This window comes from Paraburkholderia hiiakae (genome assembly GCF_904848665.1).
GTDB classification, from domain to species: domain Bacteria; phylum Pseudomonadota; class Gammaproteobacteria; order Burkholderiales; family Burkholderiaceae; genus Paraburkholderia; species Paraburkholderia hiiakae.
Window position 1 is genome coordinate 92,843 of record NZ_CAJHCQ010000005.1, and the last position, 18,564, is coordinate 111,406.

9 protein-coding genes are annotated in these 18,564 nt (G+C 66.6%); 6 read left to right on the forward strand and 3 right to left on the reverse strand.

What is annotated here, in order from left to right:
- Positions 1-373 precede the first annotated feature (373 nt).
- Together JMY28_RS11665 and JMY28_RS11670 are read left to right on the forward strand one after the other, a co-directional pair.
- Positions 374-2,779 carry a penicillin-binding protein 1A gene (locus JMY28_RS11665; RefSeq protein ID WP_407945498.1) on the forward strand — a complete coding sequence of 802 codons (2,406 nt, stop codon included), beginning with the start codon at positions 374-376 and terminating at the stop codon, positions 2,777-2,779.
- Between the two features lie 223 nt (positions 2,780-3,002).
- A complete protein-coding gene (locus JMY28_RS11670) occupies positions 3,003-3,887 on the forward strand; it encodes a peptidylprolyl isomerase (protein WP_201696087.1) in 885 nt (294 codons plus the stop codon).
- Positions 3,888-3,988: 101 nt separating this feature from the next.
- Here JMY28_RS11670 and JMY28_RS11675 read toward each other — a convergent pair whose 3' ends face one another.
- Positions 3,989-5,980, reverse strand: coding sequence for a methyl-accepting chemotaxis protein (locus JMY28_RS11675; RefSeq protein WP_201696088.1), 1,992 nt, complete (start codon positions 5,978-5,980; stop codon positions 3,989-3,991).
- A gap of 267 nt (positions 5,981-6,247) precedes the next feature.
- Complete coding sequence (locus JMY28_RS11680; RefSeq protein WP_201696089.1) at positions 6,248-8,707, reverse strand: heavy metal translocating P-type ATPase; 2,460 nt, start codon at positions 8,705-8,707, stop codon at positions 6,248-6,250.
- 293 nt (positions 8,708-9,000) lie between these two features.
- Here JMY28_RS11680 and JMY28_RS11685 point away from each other — a divergent pair, with 293 nt between their 5' ends.
- Both JMY28_RS11685 and JMY28_RS11690 read left to right on the forward strand, forming a co-directional pair.
- The gene (locus JMY28_RS11685; protein WP_201696090.1) at positions 9,001-10,464 is read left to right on the forward strand and encodes a DUF1254 domain-containing protein; all 1,464 of its coding nucleotides are present in this window, start codon (positions 9,001-9,003) and stop codon (positions 10,462-10,464) included.
- A 329-nt stretch (positions 10,465-10,793) separates the two neighbouring features.
- Positions 10,794-14,564 carry a DUF748 domain-containing protein gene (locus tag JMY28_RS11690; RefSeq protein ID WP_201696091.1) on the forward strand — a complete coding sequence of 1,257 codons (3,771 nt, stop codon included), beginning with the start codon at positions 10,794-10,796 and terminating at the stop codon, positions 14,562-14,564.
- A 33-nt stretch (positions 14,565-14,597) separates the two neighbouring features.
- Here JMY28_RS11690 and pdxR read toward each other — a convergent pair whose 3' ends face one another.
- Positions 14,598-16,130: a MocR-like pyridoxine biosynthesis transcription factor PdxR gene (gene pdxR / locus JMY28_RS11695; RefSeq protein WP_201696092.1), complete on the reverse strand. Its 1,533-nt coding sequence runs from the start codon at positions 16,128-16,130 to the stop codon at positions 14,598-14,600.
- Between the two features lie 159 nt (positions 16,131-16,289).
- On the opposite strand from pdxR, the gene JMY28_RS11700 reads away from it, so the two are divergent.
- Positions 16,290-17,381, forward strand: a complete 1,092-nt coding sequence (locus JMY28_RS11700) for an ABC transporter ATP-binding protein (protein WP_201696093.1) — start codon at positions 16,290-16,292, stop codon at positions 17,379-17,381.
- Between the two features lie 127 nt (positions 17,382-17,508).
- Positions 17,509-18,552 (forward strand): ABC transporter substrate-binding protein, encoded by a 1,044-nt coding sequence (locus tag JMY28_RS11705; RefSeq protein WP_201696094.1) that lies wholly within the window; start codon positions 17,509-17,511, stop codon positions 18,550-18,552.
- Positions 18,553-18,564 lie beyond the last annotated feature (12 nt).

An 18,564-nucleotide genomic window follows, 5' to 3' on the forward strand; every position in this document is an offset into this window, starting at 1 on the left:
GCGTGTGCAACAGCGACAGGAGTGTAGGGATGGGAAAGGCGGCGGAAAACCGGCTGTGACTGGAGAGGATTCTTCCTGTATGCGGAAGGATTTTTTCATTTCCGTGTCATAAATCGTCCCATGGCGCTGTCGGGCTCGAATCGACGGGATGAAAGAGGGGACCTGGGAGTTTGGTACGATTCACGCTTTGCCAGCCGACCCTACCTGCCGCGTGAAGCGTTACGTGCCGTTGATCCGCGATCGAATCGCGATGTCGTTGTCCCGCCTGAAGCCTGCTGCCGCGCGGCTTGGCGGGTTTGTCCGCCCCGTATTGACCCGTTCAGGCGCGCGTGCGCTCCACCATCTGAGGCATCCCACGCGGCGCGGCGTGCTCATGGCCATTGGCGCGCTGCCGGCGCTCGTCGTGCTGTACGTGCTCGTGCTGATTCCGTTCACGCCGAGCATTGGCGACATCCGCAAGGCGCGTGTGGACGAGCCGGCCCAGATCCTTTCCGCCGACGGCAAGGTGCTCGCCGAGTTCAAGCCCTCGAACCGCGAATGGGTGCCGCTCGCGCAGATCTCGCCGCACATGGTCGATGCGCTGATTTCCACCGAGGATCACCGCTTCTACGAACACCACGGCATCGACTTCAAGCGCACGGCGGGCGCGGCGCTGCACACGTTCTCGGGCGACCGCCAGGGCGGCTCGACCATCACGCAGCAACTCGCGCGCAATCTCTATCCCGATGAAATTGGCCGCGCGCCCACGCTCACGCGCAAGATCAAGGAAGCGATCACGGCGTTCAAGATCGAAGCGGTGTATAGCAAGCAGCAGATTCTCGAGACGTATCTGAACACGGTGCCGTTTCTCTATAACGCCTACGGCATCGAGATGGCGGCGCGCACCTACTTCGGCGTTTCGGCGGATCAGCTCGACATCCTGCAAGCCGCGACGCTCACGGGCATGCTGAAGGGCAACGCGTATTACAACCCGGTGATCAACCCCGAGCGCGCGCTTGCGCGGCGCAACACCGTGCTCGGTCAGATGGTGAAGTACGGCAAGCTCAGCGAGGCGCAGTACGCCACGCTCTCGAAGAAGCCGCTGCGCCTCGACTTCGAGCGTCAGACCGAGCCGCCCGGCCCCGCGCCGCACTTCGCGCTGCAACTGCGCAAGTGGCTGATTTCGTGGGCCGACCGTAACGACTACAACATCTATTCCGATGGCCTCGTGGTGCGTACCACGATCGATTCGCGCCTGCAGCAGATGGCGACCGCCGCGCTGCGCCAGCACTCGAACCAGCTCCAGGGCATCGCGAACGGCGCGTGGAGCGGACGCAACGGCTGCACATCCGGCAACGACCTGTTCGCGACGTTCATGCGTGAAACGCAGGACTACAAGAGCGCGCGCGACGCAGGCGCGAGCGATGCCGACGCGCTCAAGCAGCTCGCCACCGACCGCACCTTCATGCGCAACCTCTGCAAAAGCAAGACCGCGGTGGAGGCGGGCTTCCTCGCCATCGACCCGCGCAACGGGCAGATCAAGGCGTGGGTGGGCAGCCGCGATTTCACCGAGGAACCGTTCGACCACGTGCAGCAGGCGCGCCGTCAGCCGGGCTCGACGTTCAAGCCGTTCGTATATGGCGCGGCCTACGCGGCGGGCGCGAAGCCGAGCGACACGTTCATCGACCAGCCGGTGGAGATTCCGCTGGCGGGCGGCGAAATCTGGAAGCCGACCGACGACGTGCCGCCGAGCAATCGCCCGATGACGCTGCGCGACGCGATCGCGTTCTCGCGCAACCGCATCACCGCGCAGCTGATGCAGACGGTGGGCCCGGACAAGGTCGCGCGCCTCGCACGCGCGATGGGCGTGCGCGACAGCCAGCTCGACCCGGTGCCGTCGCTTGCGCTCGGCACGAGCCCGGTCACCTTGAAGGAGATGGTTTCCGCCTACAGCACCATCGCCAACGACGGCGTGTATCTCGAACCGCGCATGGTCACGAGCATCGAGGACCACAAGGGCAACGTGCTCGCGCAGTTCGAGAGCGCTTCGCCCGAGCGGGCGCTTTCCGCAGAAGCGGACCGCACGCTGCTCGACACGATGCGCGACGTCGTGAACCGCGGAACGGGTGCGGCCATCCGCACGCGCTTCGGCATTCGCGGCGACGTGGCGGGTAAGACCGGCACGACCCAGGGCAACACGGACGGCTGGTTCATCCTGATGGATCCGCAACTCGTGGCGGGCGCGTGGGTGGGTTTCGACGACGGCCGCGTGACGCTCGACGACTACTGGGGGCAGGGCGCGCGCAGCGCGCTGCCGATCGTCGGCGACTTCTTCCAGCGTGCGTTGCGCCAGCGCCTCGTCGATCCGCGCGCGCGCTTCGACACCGAAGTGACGCCGGGCGCGTTCGAAACCTTCCGCGAGAAGCTGCGTGCGTGGATGGACAAGCTGGTCGGCACGCACGAAGCGCCGCCGCCGCAAAGCGCGCCGGTGCGGCATGCGCCCCCGCCGCGCGTGAGCGCGCCCGCACCTGCATCGGTGGCTTCTGCGGCTTCGGAGGTGGGGGCATCGGCGCCTTCTGCCGCTTCGGCGGCGGCCGCGGAAGCCGCCGCGCGCGCGATCATGGGCGTGCCGCCGATCATCGCGCCGTCCAGCACGTCGCCTGCACAAGCGCCGCAGCCTTCGTATCCGGCGCAGGAGCCGGCGCTCGCGCCGACTCCGACGCCCGACGATGCGGAACCTGACACGCCGGGCGCGAGCGCGAGCTACACGCCACCGGTGGCGCAGCCACAGGGACAATGAACGCGTCCGCCCGCGCCGCCGCCTGAGCGTGACGGCGCGGGCGGACGCTCCGCGCTTGACCGGCCGCAAGCTTCCAATCCGGCCCCGCGTCCGTTTGACACTTCCTGACAACAGCGCTTCGAGATTCCGCTAGATTCGCGCGGATCAAAGCCTGCCCCTGGCGCTTCTTGCACCGTTGCGCCCGGGCTTTCCGAACACGCTGGAGTCAATCGAAATGTCACGCATGTCCCGATCCATCCGCGCCCTGTGCCTGCTCTCGTTCACTTCGGTGGCGGCGAGCACGCTGGCGCCTACACTCGCCCACGCAGCCGAAGCGGCAACCCTCACTTCCGCGGCCGCAGCGCTGCCCGCGGGCGCCGCCGCGCTCGTCAACGGGCAGGCCATCGCGCAATCCGCGCTCGACACGGCAGTGGGCAACGTGGTCAGCCGCACCGGCGCGGCCGACACGCCGCAACTGCGCGCCACGCTCAAGGACGACCTGATCGCACGCGAACTGCTGCGCCAGCAGGCCGTGCTCGGGCACTACGACCAGCGCCCCGAGATCGCGCAGTTCCCCGACGCCGAAAAGACCGACGCCGAGATCCGCGCGTGGATTCTGGACAACGTGCACGCGCCGAAGATCACGGACAGCGAGATCAAATCGCGCTACGAATCGGTCATCGCGACGCTCGGCAAGGAAGAGTACAAGCCGGAGGTGATCGCCGTGGCCGACGAGGCAACCGCGAACACCGTGCTCGCGGCGGTGAAGGGCGGTCAGCCGTTCGCCGATCTGGCGCGCCAGTACGGCATCGGCGAGACGAAGGCGACCGGCGGCGAGATGCCATGGGTGAGCTTCAGGCTGCCGCTCACCGAAGGCAACACGCACGGCGTGCCCATGCCGCTCGCGCAGGTCATCACGGGTCTCGCTCCCGGCGAAACCTCGCCACAGCCGCTGAAGGCTGGCGACGGCTGGCTGATTGTGCGCCTCGAAAGCAAGCGTCCGATGCAGGTGCCGACGTACGATTCGGCGAAAGAAGACATTCGTCGCCAGTTGCAAGACGAGGCCATGCAGGCCGCGCTCGGACAACGCGTGGCCGAACTGGCGCGCTCGGCGACGATCGTGCAGTGAGGCGGCGCGCGGCATCTGCCGCGCAGCTCACGAAAAAAGGCGGCGTCCTGTGACGCCGCCTTTTTCTTTTGCTGGGCACTGCGAATCATGCCCGGAAGGTGCTACGCGCGTGACTCGTGCACCTTGAACACGGAAACGAGCTCGGCGAGCGCAGCCGCGTGATCGTTGAGCGCGGCGGCGGCGCGCTCGGCGTCGCCCACGAGTGCAGCGCTCTGCTGCGTCGCCGCGCCGATCTGCGAAACCGCGATGTTCACCTGCTCGATGCCGCCCGACTGTTCGCGCGAGGCCACGCTGATCTCGCCGATGATCGAGCGCATTTCATCCACGCGCGCGACGATGCCGCGCATGGTCGTGCTCGCTTCGCCGGCAATGCGATAACCCGTCTCGACTGTCGACGACGATTCGGTGATCAGCGCCGAGATCTCCTTGGCCGCCGCAGCGCTGCGCTGCGCGAGCGCGCGCACTTCGCTCGCCACCACGGCGAAGCCCTTGCCGTGCTCGCCCGCGCGCGCCGCTTCCACGGCCGCGTTGAGCGCGAGGATGTTGGTCTGGAACGCGATGCCGTCGATCACGCCGGTGATCTCTGCGATCTTCTGCGACGCGCGGCTGATGTCGTTCATCGTTTCCACGACACGGCCCACGGCGCGGCCGCCGTCGAGCGCGGCTTCGGCTGCGCTGGTCACTACGCTGTTCGCGCGCGTCGCGTGGTCGGCGTTTTGCTGCACGGTGGAGGTGAGCTCTTCCATGCTCGCCGCCGTCTCTTCCAGACTGCTCGCCTGACTTGCGATGCGCGAAGCAATCTCGCCGCTGCCCTGTGCGATGCGCGAGGTGTCCTCGCTCATCTGCGCCGTGGCGCTGCGCACCTGCGCGACGATCTGTGCGAGGCCCACGCCGATGCCGTCGATGGCGTGCGTGAGTCGGCCGATCTCGTCGGCGCCCGCCGCGCCCTGCGCGTTCGCCGCATTGCCGCTGCCGATGCGCACCGTGAGGTCGCCCGCGGCGAGCTGGCCGGCGGCAAGCGCTGCGGCGTCGAGCGGCTGGCTCACGAGGCGGCGCGCCGCATAAATCGAAAGCGCCGCGAAGAGCGCGACCAGCACGAGGCCGATAACCGCGAAGCGGTCGCGCGTGGCGTTCACGTCGGCCATGATCTCGTCGCGTACGGCGACGCCGCCCACGAGCCATTGCCACTGCGGCACGCTCACGAACGAGACGAACTTCGCGCGCGCATCGCGCTCGTCACGCGTCGAGTCGGCGGAGGTGTAGTCGAGCGTGCCATCGCGCGCCTCGAGCATGCGCGACCAGGGCGCGTCAGCGTCGTCGTAGTGTTTGCCGACGGCGCCCGGATGCACGAGGAAGGTGCCGCGCGTCGGGCCGTTCGAAGCGTCCATCACGAAGTAATAGCCGCTCTCGCCGATCTTGAGCCTCGCGATCTCGCTCTTGAGCGCGTCGATCTGCGCGCCCACGTCCACGCCGACGAAGAGCGCGCCGATCACGTGGCCGCTCGCGTCGAGAATCGGCTTGTACTGCGTGATGTACTGTTTGCCGAACAACTGGGCGAGGCCGGTATAGGTACGGTTGGCAAGCACCGGGCCGTACGCGGGGCCATTGCGGTCGAGCAGCGTGCCGATCGCGCGCGAGCCGTCCTGCTTCTTGAGCGAGGTGGTCACGCGCACGAAGTCGTCGCCGCTGCGCGCGAAAATCGTGGCGATTTCGCCGCTGCGCGCGAGAAACTGGTCGGGCACCGTGAAGTCCAGGTTCAGCACGTGGTCGCCGGACTTGAAGACCGGCGTGGCCTTGCCGCCAATGTCGACCGTTTGCGTGGGATCGAGCGTGAAAGCGCCGGGCAGGAAGCTCTCGAAGAGCTGCATGGCGCGGTTGACTTCCGCGTCGAGCGCGCCGTCGATCAGCGAGATCGACGAGGCGACCGACTGGTCCTTTTCGGTGATGCGCGCGCGCACCTGGTCGCCGACCTGCGTTGCCGCCGAGTGCGTGATCGCCCACGTGAAGGCGGCAAAGATTGCCGCAACGAGCACGCACGATAGCAAGGCGAGGCGCACGCCGACGCTCGCGCGGCCTGATAAGCGTGAAAGCATGAGTTCGGTTCCGGAGTAGAGCTTGTAAGGAAGGAACCTGCGCCCTCGAGGCGCTGGCATGACGCATTACGGCGCGTGTGCGCGATCCTTTAGGGGTAGGCGTGAAAAACCCCACAATTTCATACGGAATGCGAGCGATTACGCGATTTTGCGTCGTAAAGAATGAGACGATTCGGATTCCAAAAAGAAAGTCGGAACGAAGAAAAGGGCGCATGAAGCGCCCTTTCGTTATATTCCATACGATACTTCGTGCAGTGAATTTGTGCGTTAGCGGCTTGCCCGCCAGGTTCTGAGCAGTAGCGCGTTTGTCACGACGCTCACGCTCGAAAACGCCATCGCCGCGCCAGCGAGCATGGGATTGAGCAGGCCGAAGGCGGCGAGCGGAATCCCGATCAGGTTGTAGATGAACGCCCAGAACAGGTTCTGCTGAATCTTGCGCCACGTGCGCCGCGAAATATCGATTGCGGCAGCAACGAGCGCCGGGTCGCCGCGCATGAGCGTGATGCCCGCCGCGTGCATGGCGACGTCGGTGCCCGTGGCCATGGCAATACCGATGTCGGCGGCGGCGAGCGCGGGTGCGTCGTTGATGCCGTCGCCGGCCATCGCGACGATGCCGCCGCTCTTGATCTTGAGGTCGCGGATCGTGCGCGCCTTGTCGTCGGGCAGCACTTGCGCGTGGACTTCGTCGATGCCGAGCTGCGCGGCCACGGCCGCCGCGCTGCCCGCGTTGTCGCCGGTCACGAGCACGCTGCGGACGCCCATCTTCTTGAGGCTCGTAATGGCTTCGCGCGCGGTGGGCTTCACCGTGTCGCCGAACGCGAGCAACGCGAGGACGCCGCCGTGCGGATCGAACAACCACGACACCGTATTACCAGCCCCTTCGAGCGAACGCGCGCGCGCCGCGAGCGTGACCGGCACGGTCAGCGCCAACTCGTCGAGCCAGCGGCCGCTGCCGATTGCGAGGCGCCGCCCGTTCACTTCGGCCTCCACGCCGCGCCCCGGCACCGCGCGCGCATGGGCGGCGGCGACCCAAGCGGCGCCTTGCGCTTGAGCCTCATACGCCTGCACCACGGCCTTCGCGAGCGGGTGGTCGCTTTGCCGCTGCACGGCGGCGGCGAGTGCGAGCGTCTCGTTGCGTTCGAGACCATCGGCCGCTTCGAATGCAGTGAGCGAGGGCTGGCCGAGCGTGAGCGTGCCGGTCTTGTCGAAGGCGACCACGCTCACGTTGTGGGCGGTCTCCAATGCTTCGGCATCCTTGATGAGCACGCCATGGCGCGCGGCGACACCGGTGCCCGCCATGATCGCGGCGGGGGTAGCGAGGCCGAGCGCGCACGGGCAGGCGATCACGAGCACGGCCACAGCGTTGAGGATCGCCGTTTCGGCGCCCGCGCCCGCGAACAACCAGCCGCCCAGCGTGATGACCGCGATCACGAGAATCGCGGGGACGAACACGGCGCTCACACGGTCGACGAGACGCTGGATCGGCGCCTTTTCGGCCTGCGCGCTTTCCACGAGGCGAATGATGCGTGCGAGTGTGGTTTCCGCGCCGATGGCCGTGGTGCGCACGGCGATCGCGCCTTCGCCGTTGATCGAGCCGGCGGTGACGGGATCGTCGGGCGCTTTCGGCACCGGCAGGCTTTCGCCCGTGATGAGCGATTCGTCGATGTGGCTACGGCCTTCCAGCACGACGCCGTCCACAGGCACGCGTTCGCCGGGGCGCACGACCACGATGGTGCCCACGCGCACCTGAGCGAGCGGGACTTCGCGCTCCTCTGCGCGAGCGCCGTCATCGACGCGGATGCGCGCGCGATCGGGCCGCAGCGCGTTGAGGGCGCGGATCGCGTCGGTTGTCTGCCGTTTCGCGCGCGCTTCTAGCCATTTGCCGAAGCGCACGAGCGTGATGACGACCGCCGAAGCCTCGAAATACAGATGTGCCATGTCGCCGGGGTGCACGAGCATGGCGTAGACGCTCACGCCATACGCAGCCGAGGTGCCAAGCGCGACCAGCAGATCCATGTTGCCCGCGCCCGCACGCACGGCCTTCCAGGCGGCGCGGTAGAAGCGCGCGCCGAACACGAACTGCACGACGCTCGCGAGCGCGAGCTGCACGGCTGCGGGCAGCATCCAGTCGAAGCCGAGCCAGTGGCCGAACATCGGCAGCACGAGCGGGGCCGTAAGCACGGCCGAGACCAGCACGGCGCGCCATTCGCGGCGTGCTTCGTCGCCCGCTGCGGCTTTTTTCGCCGGGGCGGAGTCGACGTCGGCGGCGAGCGGCGTGGCTTCATAGCCGGCCTTCTTGACGGCCGCGACGAGCTGGTCCTGCAATTCGCCTGTGAGTGGCGAGCGTGTGTTGACGGTGGCCTGCTCGGTGGCGAGGTTCACGCTCACGCCTGCCACGCCTGGCACGCGCGCGAGCGCCTTCTCGACGCGGTTCGCGCACGACGCGCAAGTCATCCCGCCGATGGCGAGCGTGGCGGTTTCCGTGGCGACGGGCACGGCTTCGTAGCCGGCCTTTTCGACGGCGGCGACGAGTGCGGCGGGCGCGACGCCGCCGCTAGCCTCGACGGTGGCCTTTTCGGTGGCGAGGTTGACCGAGGCGCGCGTGACGCCCGGCACTTTGGCAAGCGCCTTTTCGACGCGCATGGCGCACGAGGCGCACGTCATGCCGTGGACCTCGAGTTCGGCCACGGCGGTATCGGCGCGTTCTGCGACTAGGGGTTCGTTCATGATGATGGTGCGAGCACTGGCTGTAATCGATGTTAGGCAGTATCTACGTTCCCATCATGGGAAGGTCAAGGGGCGCGACACTGCGTGTAGGTCCTGAGAGCAAGCTACACGGCTGTAAGGCAATATTCCACGCTGTAGTCTTTTCAGGCCCATGCGCGAGCGATACGATACCAACCGGCGGCATTGGCGCCTTGCCGCGCGCATTTCACTACGGCCCTGGGGGGGCCCGCGCGCGGAGTGGGTAGCCGGTCGACGTCACTTCATGGACCGCCCGCACCGAATACAACCAACAAATGACAACAATACATCGAGCATTCTCGTCGCACCGTAGCTGCTCCGTGCTTGCCTGCCTTGCCTTGATTGCCGGATGCGCCTCGGCGCCAAGCGACGTTGCGCCGAAAAGCAACGGCTGGATGAAGGACGAAGTCTCCGATTCCTATGTGTTCGGCTATCCAGTCGTGCTGATGGACGTGTCGCGCGAAGCCGCCACGGGCACGGGCCCCGGCCAGGCCGCGCCGAACACGCTGCGCCACGCGCAGTCGCTGCCGCCGGTCGGGGCTTCGAGCCCGCCCGAACCCAACCTCGACACGCTGGCTTCCAGCGGCTGGCTCGACGTCTCGCGCGAGCCGGTGCTCGTCACGCTGCCCGACACGCACGGCCGCTACATGGACGCGCGCGCGCTCGACATGTGGACGAATGTCGTCTGGTCGACGGGCGCGGCGCAAACCGGCGAACGTGTCAGCGGTCTGAAAGCGCAAACGATTGCATTCGTTCCGGCCGGCTGGAAGGGCACGCTGCCTGCGCGCGTGAAGCGCGTGGACGTGACGACGCGCTACGTGTGGTTCCTCGCGCGTATCCAGACGCGCGGCGGCGGCGACCTCGCGGCCGTGCGGCGGCTGCAGCGCGGCCTGCAGGTCACGGCCCTGTCTGACTGGGACGATCGCGGCGCGCGCGGCAAGGCCGGCGCACGCGGCAACGGCGGCGCGCGCGGCAACGAGCCGACCGGCGCCACGCAGAGCGGCGATCCGGTGGCGCCGGGCACGCCGTCCGCCCAGGTCGCGGCGCTCGATGCGAACGGTTTCTTCGACCGCCTCGCGCAGGCGCTGGACGACAACCCGCCCACGGCTGACGACGCGCATGCGCTCAAGATTCTCGGCGACATTGGCGTGCATCCGGGCGACCCGGCGCAACTGCCCACGGGCGCGAAGGACGCCGCGGTCGTGAAGGCAGGTCTCGCGGACGCCCGCACGCGCGTCGCGACGCCGCCACCCAACCTGCTGGCGGGCAACGGCTGGCTCTGGGTAGGCGACGACGCGGGCAACTACGGCCCCGACTACGCGCTGCGGGCCTACGCGGCGTACACGTCGCCGGGTCTTCCGACTACCCGCGACGAAGTGCGTGCCCGCGTGAGCCAGGACGGCGACGGTCATGCGCTCAACGGCGCGAACCGCTACACGATCCACTTCACGGCGAAGCAGTTGCCGCCGGTGCGCGGCTTCTGGTCTATCACGGCCTATACGACCGACGGCGCGCTCGACGCCGACGCACCCGTGCGCGTGGCGTTCGGCGACCGCAGCGGCGCGCGACGCAACCGCGACGGCTCGCTCGACGTGCACGTGAGCGCCGAGCGGCCGCGCGGCGGCGCGAACTGGGTGCCGGCGCCGCATGGCGACTTCCGCCTTGTGATGCGGCTCTACGCCGCAAAGCCACAAGCAACCGATGGCAGCTGGCAACCGCCCGCCGTCGAGCGGCAGTAAGCGCTGAACCAGGCTGACTCAGGCTGAACCAGGCGTTGACGGGACGCTGTCCCGCCAACGCTTTTTTTGCGCCGCATAAGCCCACTCGAGCGCGCAACGCCCGCGTTTCCCGCCCGCATTGTCATGCATCGCGCAACACGCGCGACCTGCGCCGGGCAATCACACTTCCGTTGTTACTTCTTGTTGCGCAATACCTGCGCCGCAGGCGGCGTTTTCCCGCCGTCCGATCTTCTATCGGACCTATACTTCCGGCTGTCGGCATCCCCGGATTTCCGACTTCAGACCCACATCCCGCGGCGGGCCTGTTGCCGCCTTATCCGCAAGCAAGCATGGCAAGCCTGAACAAAGCGTCGCTCAACTCTTCCTTGCAATCGGTGCGCGCCGTCGCGCGTGCGCCCCGCACCCGGCGCATCCTCACGGGCGTCGTCATCTTTCTCATTGTGTTCGGTCTGGTCGGCTTCTTCGCCGCGCCGCCCATCATTCGTCATGTCGCCGAACAGCAACTGAGCAAGCAACTCGAGCGCCCCGTCACGATCGGCCGCATCGCGCTCAATCCGTATACGCTGCGTCTCGAAGCGGACCGCGTGCGTATCGGCGAGCGCGGCGGCAATGGCGACTTCTTCGATGTTTCGCGCGCCGTCGTGCAGGCGTCGTGGTCGTCGATCTTTCGCGCGGCGCCCATCGTGGACGAACTGCGGCTCGACTCGCCGCGCGCCACGATCGTGCGGCTCGACGCGCAGCATTTCAACTTCTCGGACCTCATCGAGAAGTTCTCGACGCCCTCGAAACCGAACAGTAAGCCCACGCAGTTTTCGGTTTCGAACATCCGCGTCGAGAACGGCCAGATCACCTTCGACGATCGCCTGCTCAACGAAAAGCACGTGATCGACCGCTGGTCGCTCGGCATTCCGTTCATCGCCACGCTGGCTTCCAAGACCGACATCTTCGTCCAGCCGATGTTGCGCGCGCGCATCGACGGCGCGAGCACGCTCGCTATCGACGGCAGGACCAAGCCGTTCTCCGCGACGCGCGAGTCGGAAGTGGAGTTGCGCCTGACCGACCTCGACGTGCCGAAGCTCCTCAGCTACGCGCCCACGAAGCTGCCCGTCACGGTAAAAAGCGGCAAGCTCTCGACCAACCTCAAGCTCGATTTCGTGATGTCGGGCGAGCAGCCCACGCTGCGCGTGACGGGCACGACCGACCTGAACGACTTCGACTCGACCGACAACGCCAACGCGCCGTTTTTCGGCGCGCGCAGCCTGCACGTGGCGGCGGCCTCGCTCGAACCGTTCAGCAACGTCTATCGCTTCGACGACATCCGGCTCGATGCGCCGACCGTCTGGCTCGCGCGCGACAAGCAAGGTGTGCTGAGCGTCGAAAAGCTGATGGGGACGCCGGCGGCGCAAAAGGAGCAGGCCGCGAACGCCGCGCCGGCATCGGGCGCATCCGGCGCTGCGGCAACGCAAGCGGCCCCCGCTGAAGCGAAGCCCACGCCGCTCGATCTGTCGATCCGCCAGTTCGCCCTCACGAGCGGCACCGTGCACGTGCATGACGAGGTGCCATCGCGGCCCACGGAATTCGACCTCACTGACGTCACGACCACGCTCACGAACTTCTCGACGACGGCGAAAGCGGGTGCGCCCTTTACGTTCGCGATGAACCTGCGCGACGGTGGCTCGGCGAAGGTGGCGGGCGCGGTCAGCCTCGCCGCCAGAACGGCCGATGCGAAGATCGAGCTTCAGCAGGTGGCGCTGCCGCTCTCCCAGCCCTATATCGACAATGCGACCGCCGCGCAGATCGTCGGCGGTAAGCTGAACCTCACGTCGCAGCTCAATGCCAACTGGGCGCAGCAGCCTGCCGTCGTGCAGGTCGGCCAGAGCACGCTCGGGCTCGAGTCGCTGAAGATCGCCGCACGCGGAGCGAACGCGCCGGCGATTACGCTCGCCCAGGGCACGGTGCAGGTGAGCGGCATCGATCTCAACGCGCGCAAGGCGCAAATCGCCTCGGTGGACTTGACCGGCCTCGTGGTGAACGCCGAGCGCCAGAAGGACGGCAAGATCGACCTGGCGCAGCTTGCCTCCGCGCATCAGGCGGCGCCCGAGCGCACGGCGATTCACGCGGCCCAGAAGTCGGTGCAGGAAGGGCCGGCCTGGCGCTACACGATCGATGCCCTCACGCTGAACAACGGCACGATCAACTTCACGGACAGCTCGACGCAGCGCCCGGCGAAGCTCGCCATCACGCCGTTCGACCTGAAGATTCAGCAGATCAGCGACGACCTGCGGCACCCGCTGCCGATCGACCTGAAGGCGACCGTCAACCGCAAGGGCACACTGGCGCTGAGCGGCAAGATCAACCCCACGCCACTCACGGCGCAACTCAAGATCGACGCGAACCGGCTCGACGCCGCCGCGTTCGAGCCTTACTTCGGCAATCAGCTCAATGCGGTGGTCGCAAGCGCGCTGCTCAACATGAACGGGCAGCTTTCCGTGGAGCAGGGCAAGGCGCTCAAGGCCAACTATCGCGGCGACGCGGCGCTCGTGGACGTGCGCATGCTCGACAAGGCCACGTCCGGCCCGTTCGCGGGCTGGCGCTCGCTCGCGCTCACGAATCTGAAGGCAAATTACGACGACGCGCGCGGCACCGACGTGGACGCGAGCCGCGTGACCTTCTCTGGTTTCTACGGCCGCGTACTGCTCGACGCGCAGGGCAAGCTCAATCTCAAGGACGTGGTCGCGCATCAAACCGGCGCGGCGCAGTCGCTCACGCAGGACACGAGCAGCAAACCCGGCGCGCGCGAACCCGTGCCGCTTACGCCGCAAGCGGCGAGCGCACCCGTGCAGACCGCTTCCGCACCCGGGCCGGCTTCGGCGCCTGCCACGGTCGTGGCCGCGCAGGCGCCGAAGAATCCCGTGCGCCTGCACTTCGGCGAACTCGTGCTGCAAGACGGCCGCGTGAACTACGCCGACAACTTCATCAAGCCGAACTACACCGCCGACCTCGTGCAGATCCACGGCACGGTGGGTGCGTTCGGCACGGAATCGACGACGCCCGCGCCTGTGGATGTTTCCGCGAAGCTCAAGGCGAATGGGCCGCTCTCGATCAAGGGCACGGTGAACCCGCTCATCGAGAAGCCCTCGCTCGACCTCACGGCGAGCGCGCATGACATCGAGCTCACGAACCTTACGCCGTACTCGGCGAAGTACGCGGGCTACCCGATCACGAAGGGCAAGCTCAACGTCGACCTGCATTACGCGCTCGCGAACGACCAGCTCACGGCGAACAACCATATCTTCATCGACCAGCTCACGTTCGGCGATCACATCGACAACGACACGGCCACCAAGCTGCCGGTGCGTCTCGCGATCTCGCTGCTGAAGAATCGCAAGGGTGAGATCGACGTCAACATTCCGGTGTCGGGCTCGCTCTCGAACCCCGAGTTCAGCCTGGGCGGCCTGATCTGGAAGGCGGTGCTCAACCTGATCGCGAAGGCGGTGACCGCGCCGTTCACGCTGCTCGCCAACGCGTTTGGCGGCGGCGGCGAAGATCTCGGCTATGTCGAATTCGCAGCGGGGACGGCCACGCTAACCGATGCCGACCAGAAGAAGCTCGACACGATCGTGAAGGCGCTCGACGACAAGCCCTCGATCAAGATCGACCTGATCGGCCGCGTCGATCCGGCTGTGGACACGCCTGCGCTGCGTGAGCAATACGTGGATCGCCTCGTGCGGCTTCAGAAGGTGAAGGACACGGTGGGCAACGGCGAGAGCGTGGATACCTCGCAGGTCAAGGTGGACGACAAGGAGTACGAGAAGTACCTCACCAAGGTCTATAAGGATGCCGACTTCAAGAAGCCGCACAACATGATCGGCCTCACGAAGACGCTGCCCGTGGACGACATGAAGCAGGCTGTGGCCGACCACGCGCCCGTTGACGATGCAGCCTTGCGCAACCTCGCTCAGCAGCGCGCGCAAGCGGTGCAGCAGTACTTCGAAGGCAAGGTCGATGCGAGCCGCGTGTTCGTCGTCGCGCCGAAGCTGGATGCGAAGGGTATCGACGATAAGGGCGCGACTACGCGTGTGGATTTCGGGCTGAAATAAGCGGCGCGATTCAATGCAGCGGCGCGCTTCGGTTCAACCGGCGCGCCGCAGCTTTTCCGGCCTCGCAAACGCGTGTTCCTCGATCACCTGCGCGAGCGTCGCAAAGGCCGGCGCGATTTCCTCGTGAGGCACGCACGCGTAACCGGTTAGCAATCCTTTGCGATCCTGGCGCCCGCTGTAGTAGGCCGCAAGCGGGCGCACGATTACGCCCGCATCGTAGGCGGCCGTCGCGACGGCGCGATCGTCGGCGTGCTCGGGCAGGCCGAGCACGAAGTGCAGGCCCGCTTCGTCGCCCATGACCGGCAGCGCGTCGCCGAAATGGCGCGTGACCGCGTCGATCAGCAACTGGCGCCGCTCGCCATAGAGCGTGCGCATGCGGCGCACGTGCGAGGTGAGATAGCCGTCCATGATGAATTCGGCGAGCACGGCTTGCTGCATGAGCTGGCCTTCGCGATACAGCTCCGCCACGCCCGTGCGGAACGTGGCCGCGAGCCGCTCGGGCACGACCATGTAGCCGATGCGCAGGCCCGGAAACAGCAGCTTGCCGAGACTGCCCACGTAGATCACGCGGTCTGATTCGTCGAGACCTTGCAGGGAGGCGAGCGGGCGGCTGCCGTAGCGGAACTCGCTGTCGTAGTCGTCCTCGATGATCCATACGTTGTGCTGGCGCGCGTATTCGAGCAGCGTGCGGCGGCGCGCGAGGCTCATCACCATGCCGAGCGGGTATTGATGCGAAGGTGTGACGAGCGCGATGCGCGGCGGGTCGCGCAGGTCCTGTTCGCGCGGATTGAGCCCTTCGTCGTCGACGGGAATGGGCGTGAGCTTCAATCCTGAGGACTGCAACACACTGCGCGCGCCCCAATAGCACGGCTCTTCCACCCATGCGCGGTCGCCCACATCGGCGAGCAGGCGCACAGCGAGATCGATGGACTGGTGAATGCCGGTCGTGATGATGATCTGGTCCGGCGTGCAGCGCACCGAGCGCGCCACGCGCAGGTAGTCCGAAAGCGCGCGCCGCAGCGGCCGGTAGCCGCCGCCGGGCGCGTACGTTAGCAAACCATGATTCGCCGATTTCCACAGCCGCGCCTGCAGGCGGCTCCACGTGCGCGCGGGAAATTCGGCCACGTCGGGCACGCCCGGCATGAAGGCGCCCCACTGCTTGGCGGACACGCCTGCCTCGTCGATGAGGCGTTGGCCGCGCATCGACATGTCGCCGCGCCGGGAGGCGCCGCTCGCATCGTCTTCCTCGTCGGCGGGGGCGGCAGCCGGCGCTACCGTGCTCACGGCGGCCGAGTCGGGCCGTGTGTCGGCGACATAGGTGCCGCTGCCCGTGGTCGAGATCACGTAGCCTTCGGCGCTCAGCTGGTCGTACACGTGCAGCACGGTGTTGCGCGCCACGCCGAGGTCGCCAGCCAGCGTGCGCGAGCTGGGCAGCTTGGTGCCGGGCGCGAGCCGGCCCGTCAGGATGGCCTGCTGCATGAGCTGCAGCAGCTGACGGTAGGCGGGCTCGGCGCTTTCCTTGTCGAGTTGCGCCGCGAGCCATTCGGACAGGATGACCATGGCCAAGTGGTTCCATCGAGAATAATGAAATGGCTCCATTGAATAGAGCCGGGACCATCTATAGTAATTCGCACGTCAGTTTCGGTTAATGCCTGTGACAGGATTTATTTAATCGTGTCAGAAGAGGCGGGCCGGGAAAAAGAGCAAGCAATGGAGACAGGGCGAATGAAGACCTCGGATGTGATCGTCAGCTTTCGCGGCGTACGCAAGACGTACGACGGCGAGACACTGGTCGTCAAACAACTTGACCTTGATATTTATCAAGGGGAGTTTTTGACGCTGCTTGGGCCGTCCGGCTCGGGCAAAACCACCTGCCTGATGATGCTCGCCGGCTTCGAGTTTCCCACCGGCGGCGAGATCCGCCTCGAAGGCAAGCTGCTCAATAACGTGCCGCCGCACAAGCGCGACATCGGCATGGTGTTTCAGAACTACGCACTCTTTCCGCACCTCACGGTCGAGCAGAACGTGGCTTACCCGCTGGGCGTGCGCAAGGTGCCCACTGCCGAGCGCGCGCAGCGCGTGAACGACGCGCTCAAGATGGTGCGCATGGAAGGCTTCGCGAAGCGCTATCCTGCGCAGCTCTCGGGCGGCCAGCAGCAGCGCATCGCGCTTGCCCGCGCGCTCGTGTTCCAGCCCAAGCTCGTGCTGATGGACGAGCCGCTCGGCGCGCTCGACAAGCAATTGCGCGAACATATGCAGTACGAACTGAAATCGCTGCACGAGAAGCTTGGCGTCACCTTCGTTTATGTCACGCACGACCAGGGCGAGGCGCTCACGATGTCGGACCGCGTGGCCGTGTTCGACAAGGGCATCGTGCAGCAGCTCGACAGCGTGGACCGGCTCTACGAGTCGCCGTGCAACGAATTCGTGGCGAACTTCATCGGCGACAGCAACCGGCTGCGCGGCACCATCGCCGCCGTGGATGGCGAGTACTGCGAAATGCATCTCGCGGACGGTACGCGTCTCAAGGGCCGCAACGTGGCGGGTGCGCAGGCCGGTGCCGCGGCGATCGCCTGCATTCGCCCCGAGCGCATGAAGCTCGCGTACGGTTCGAAGGGCAACGGTGCAAACGCGCTGGCGGGCGAAGCGCGCGGCCTCATCTATTTCGGCGACCACGTGCGCATGCGCTGTGGCTTGCCCCAGCAGGACGAGTGCTTCGTGAAGGTGCCGCTCGGCACCGAGGCGCTCGCCGGCTTCGCGCCCGGTCAGCCGGTCGCACTCGAATTCGCGCCTGAGCATCTGCGCGTGTTCGCTTGAGGCGTGCGGGCGCGGCGCGCAATCTCGCGCGCCGTCGCTTCGCGAAGCAAGCGTCTCGACGATCGGGCCACGTTTCTCGCATCGAAGGGCCCGGCAAGACAAACCACCAAGGAGAAGGGACTCAACCATGAAGCAGATCGGCAACATGCGCGTTGCAGCGGTCGCGGCCGCGCTCGCACTCTCGTTCGGCGTGGCGAATGCCGCGGAACTGACCGTCGTGAACTTTGGCGGCGCCAATGGCAATGCGCAGAAGGCGGCGTTCAATGAGCCGTTCCAGTCGCAGACGGGCAACAAGATCACCGCTGTCGAGTACAACGGCGAGCAGGCCAAGGTGAAGGCCATGGTCGACGCGAAGCACGTGGACTGGGATGTGGTGGAAGTCGAAACCGGCGACATCGCGCGCGGCTGCGACGAAGGTCTCTACGAGAAGCTCGACTGGGCCAAGCTCGGCAACAAGGGCGATTTCATTAAGGCGGCGCAGCAGCCCTGCGGCGCAGGCTTCTTCGTGTGGTCGACGGCGCTCGCCTACAACGCCGACAAGCTCAAGACCGCGCCCACGAGCTGGGCCGACTTCTGGGACGTGAAGAAATTCCCGGGCAAGCGTGGCATGCGCAAGGGCGCTCAGTACAACCTGGAATTCGCGCTGATGGCCGACGGCGTGCCGCCGCAGGACGTCTACAAGGTGCTCTCGACGAAGGCGGGCCAGGACCGCGCGTTCAAGAAGCTCGATGAACTGAAGCCGAACATCCAGTGGTGGGAAGCCGGCGCGCAGCCGCCGCAGTTCCTGGTCGCGGGGGACGTGGTGATGTCCACGGCGTTCAATGGCCGTATCGACGCTGCGCAGCGCGAAGGCAAGAACCTCAAGGTCGTCTGGAACGGCAGCATCTACGACCTCGACTACTGGGCGATTCCGAAGGGCGCGCCGAACAAGGCGCTGGCCGAGCAGTACATCGCCTATACGCTCTCGCAGAAGCCGCAGCAGGCATACGCGCAGCATATCGCGTACGGCCCGGTGAACGAGACCGCGATCAAGGCGCTCGACGCGAAGACGCTCGGCAATCTGCCGAACTCGCCGGCCAACGGCAAGAACGCGATCCAGCAGAACCTCACGTTCTGGACCGATCACGGCGACGAACTGGAGCAGCGCTTCGCCTCGTGGGCCGCGAAGTAAGTGTGATGTAGT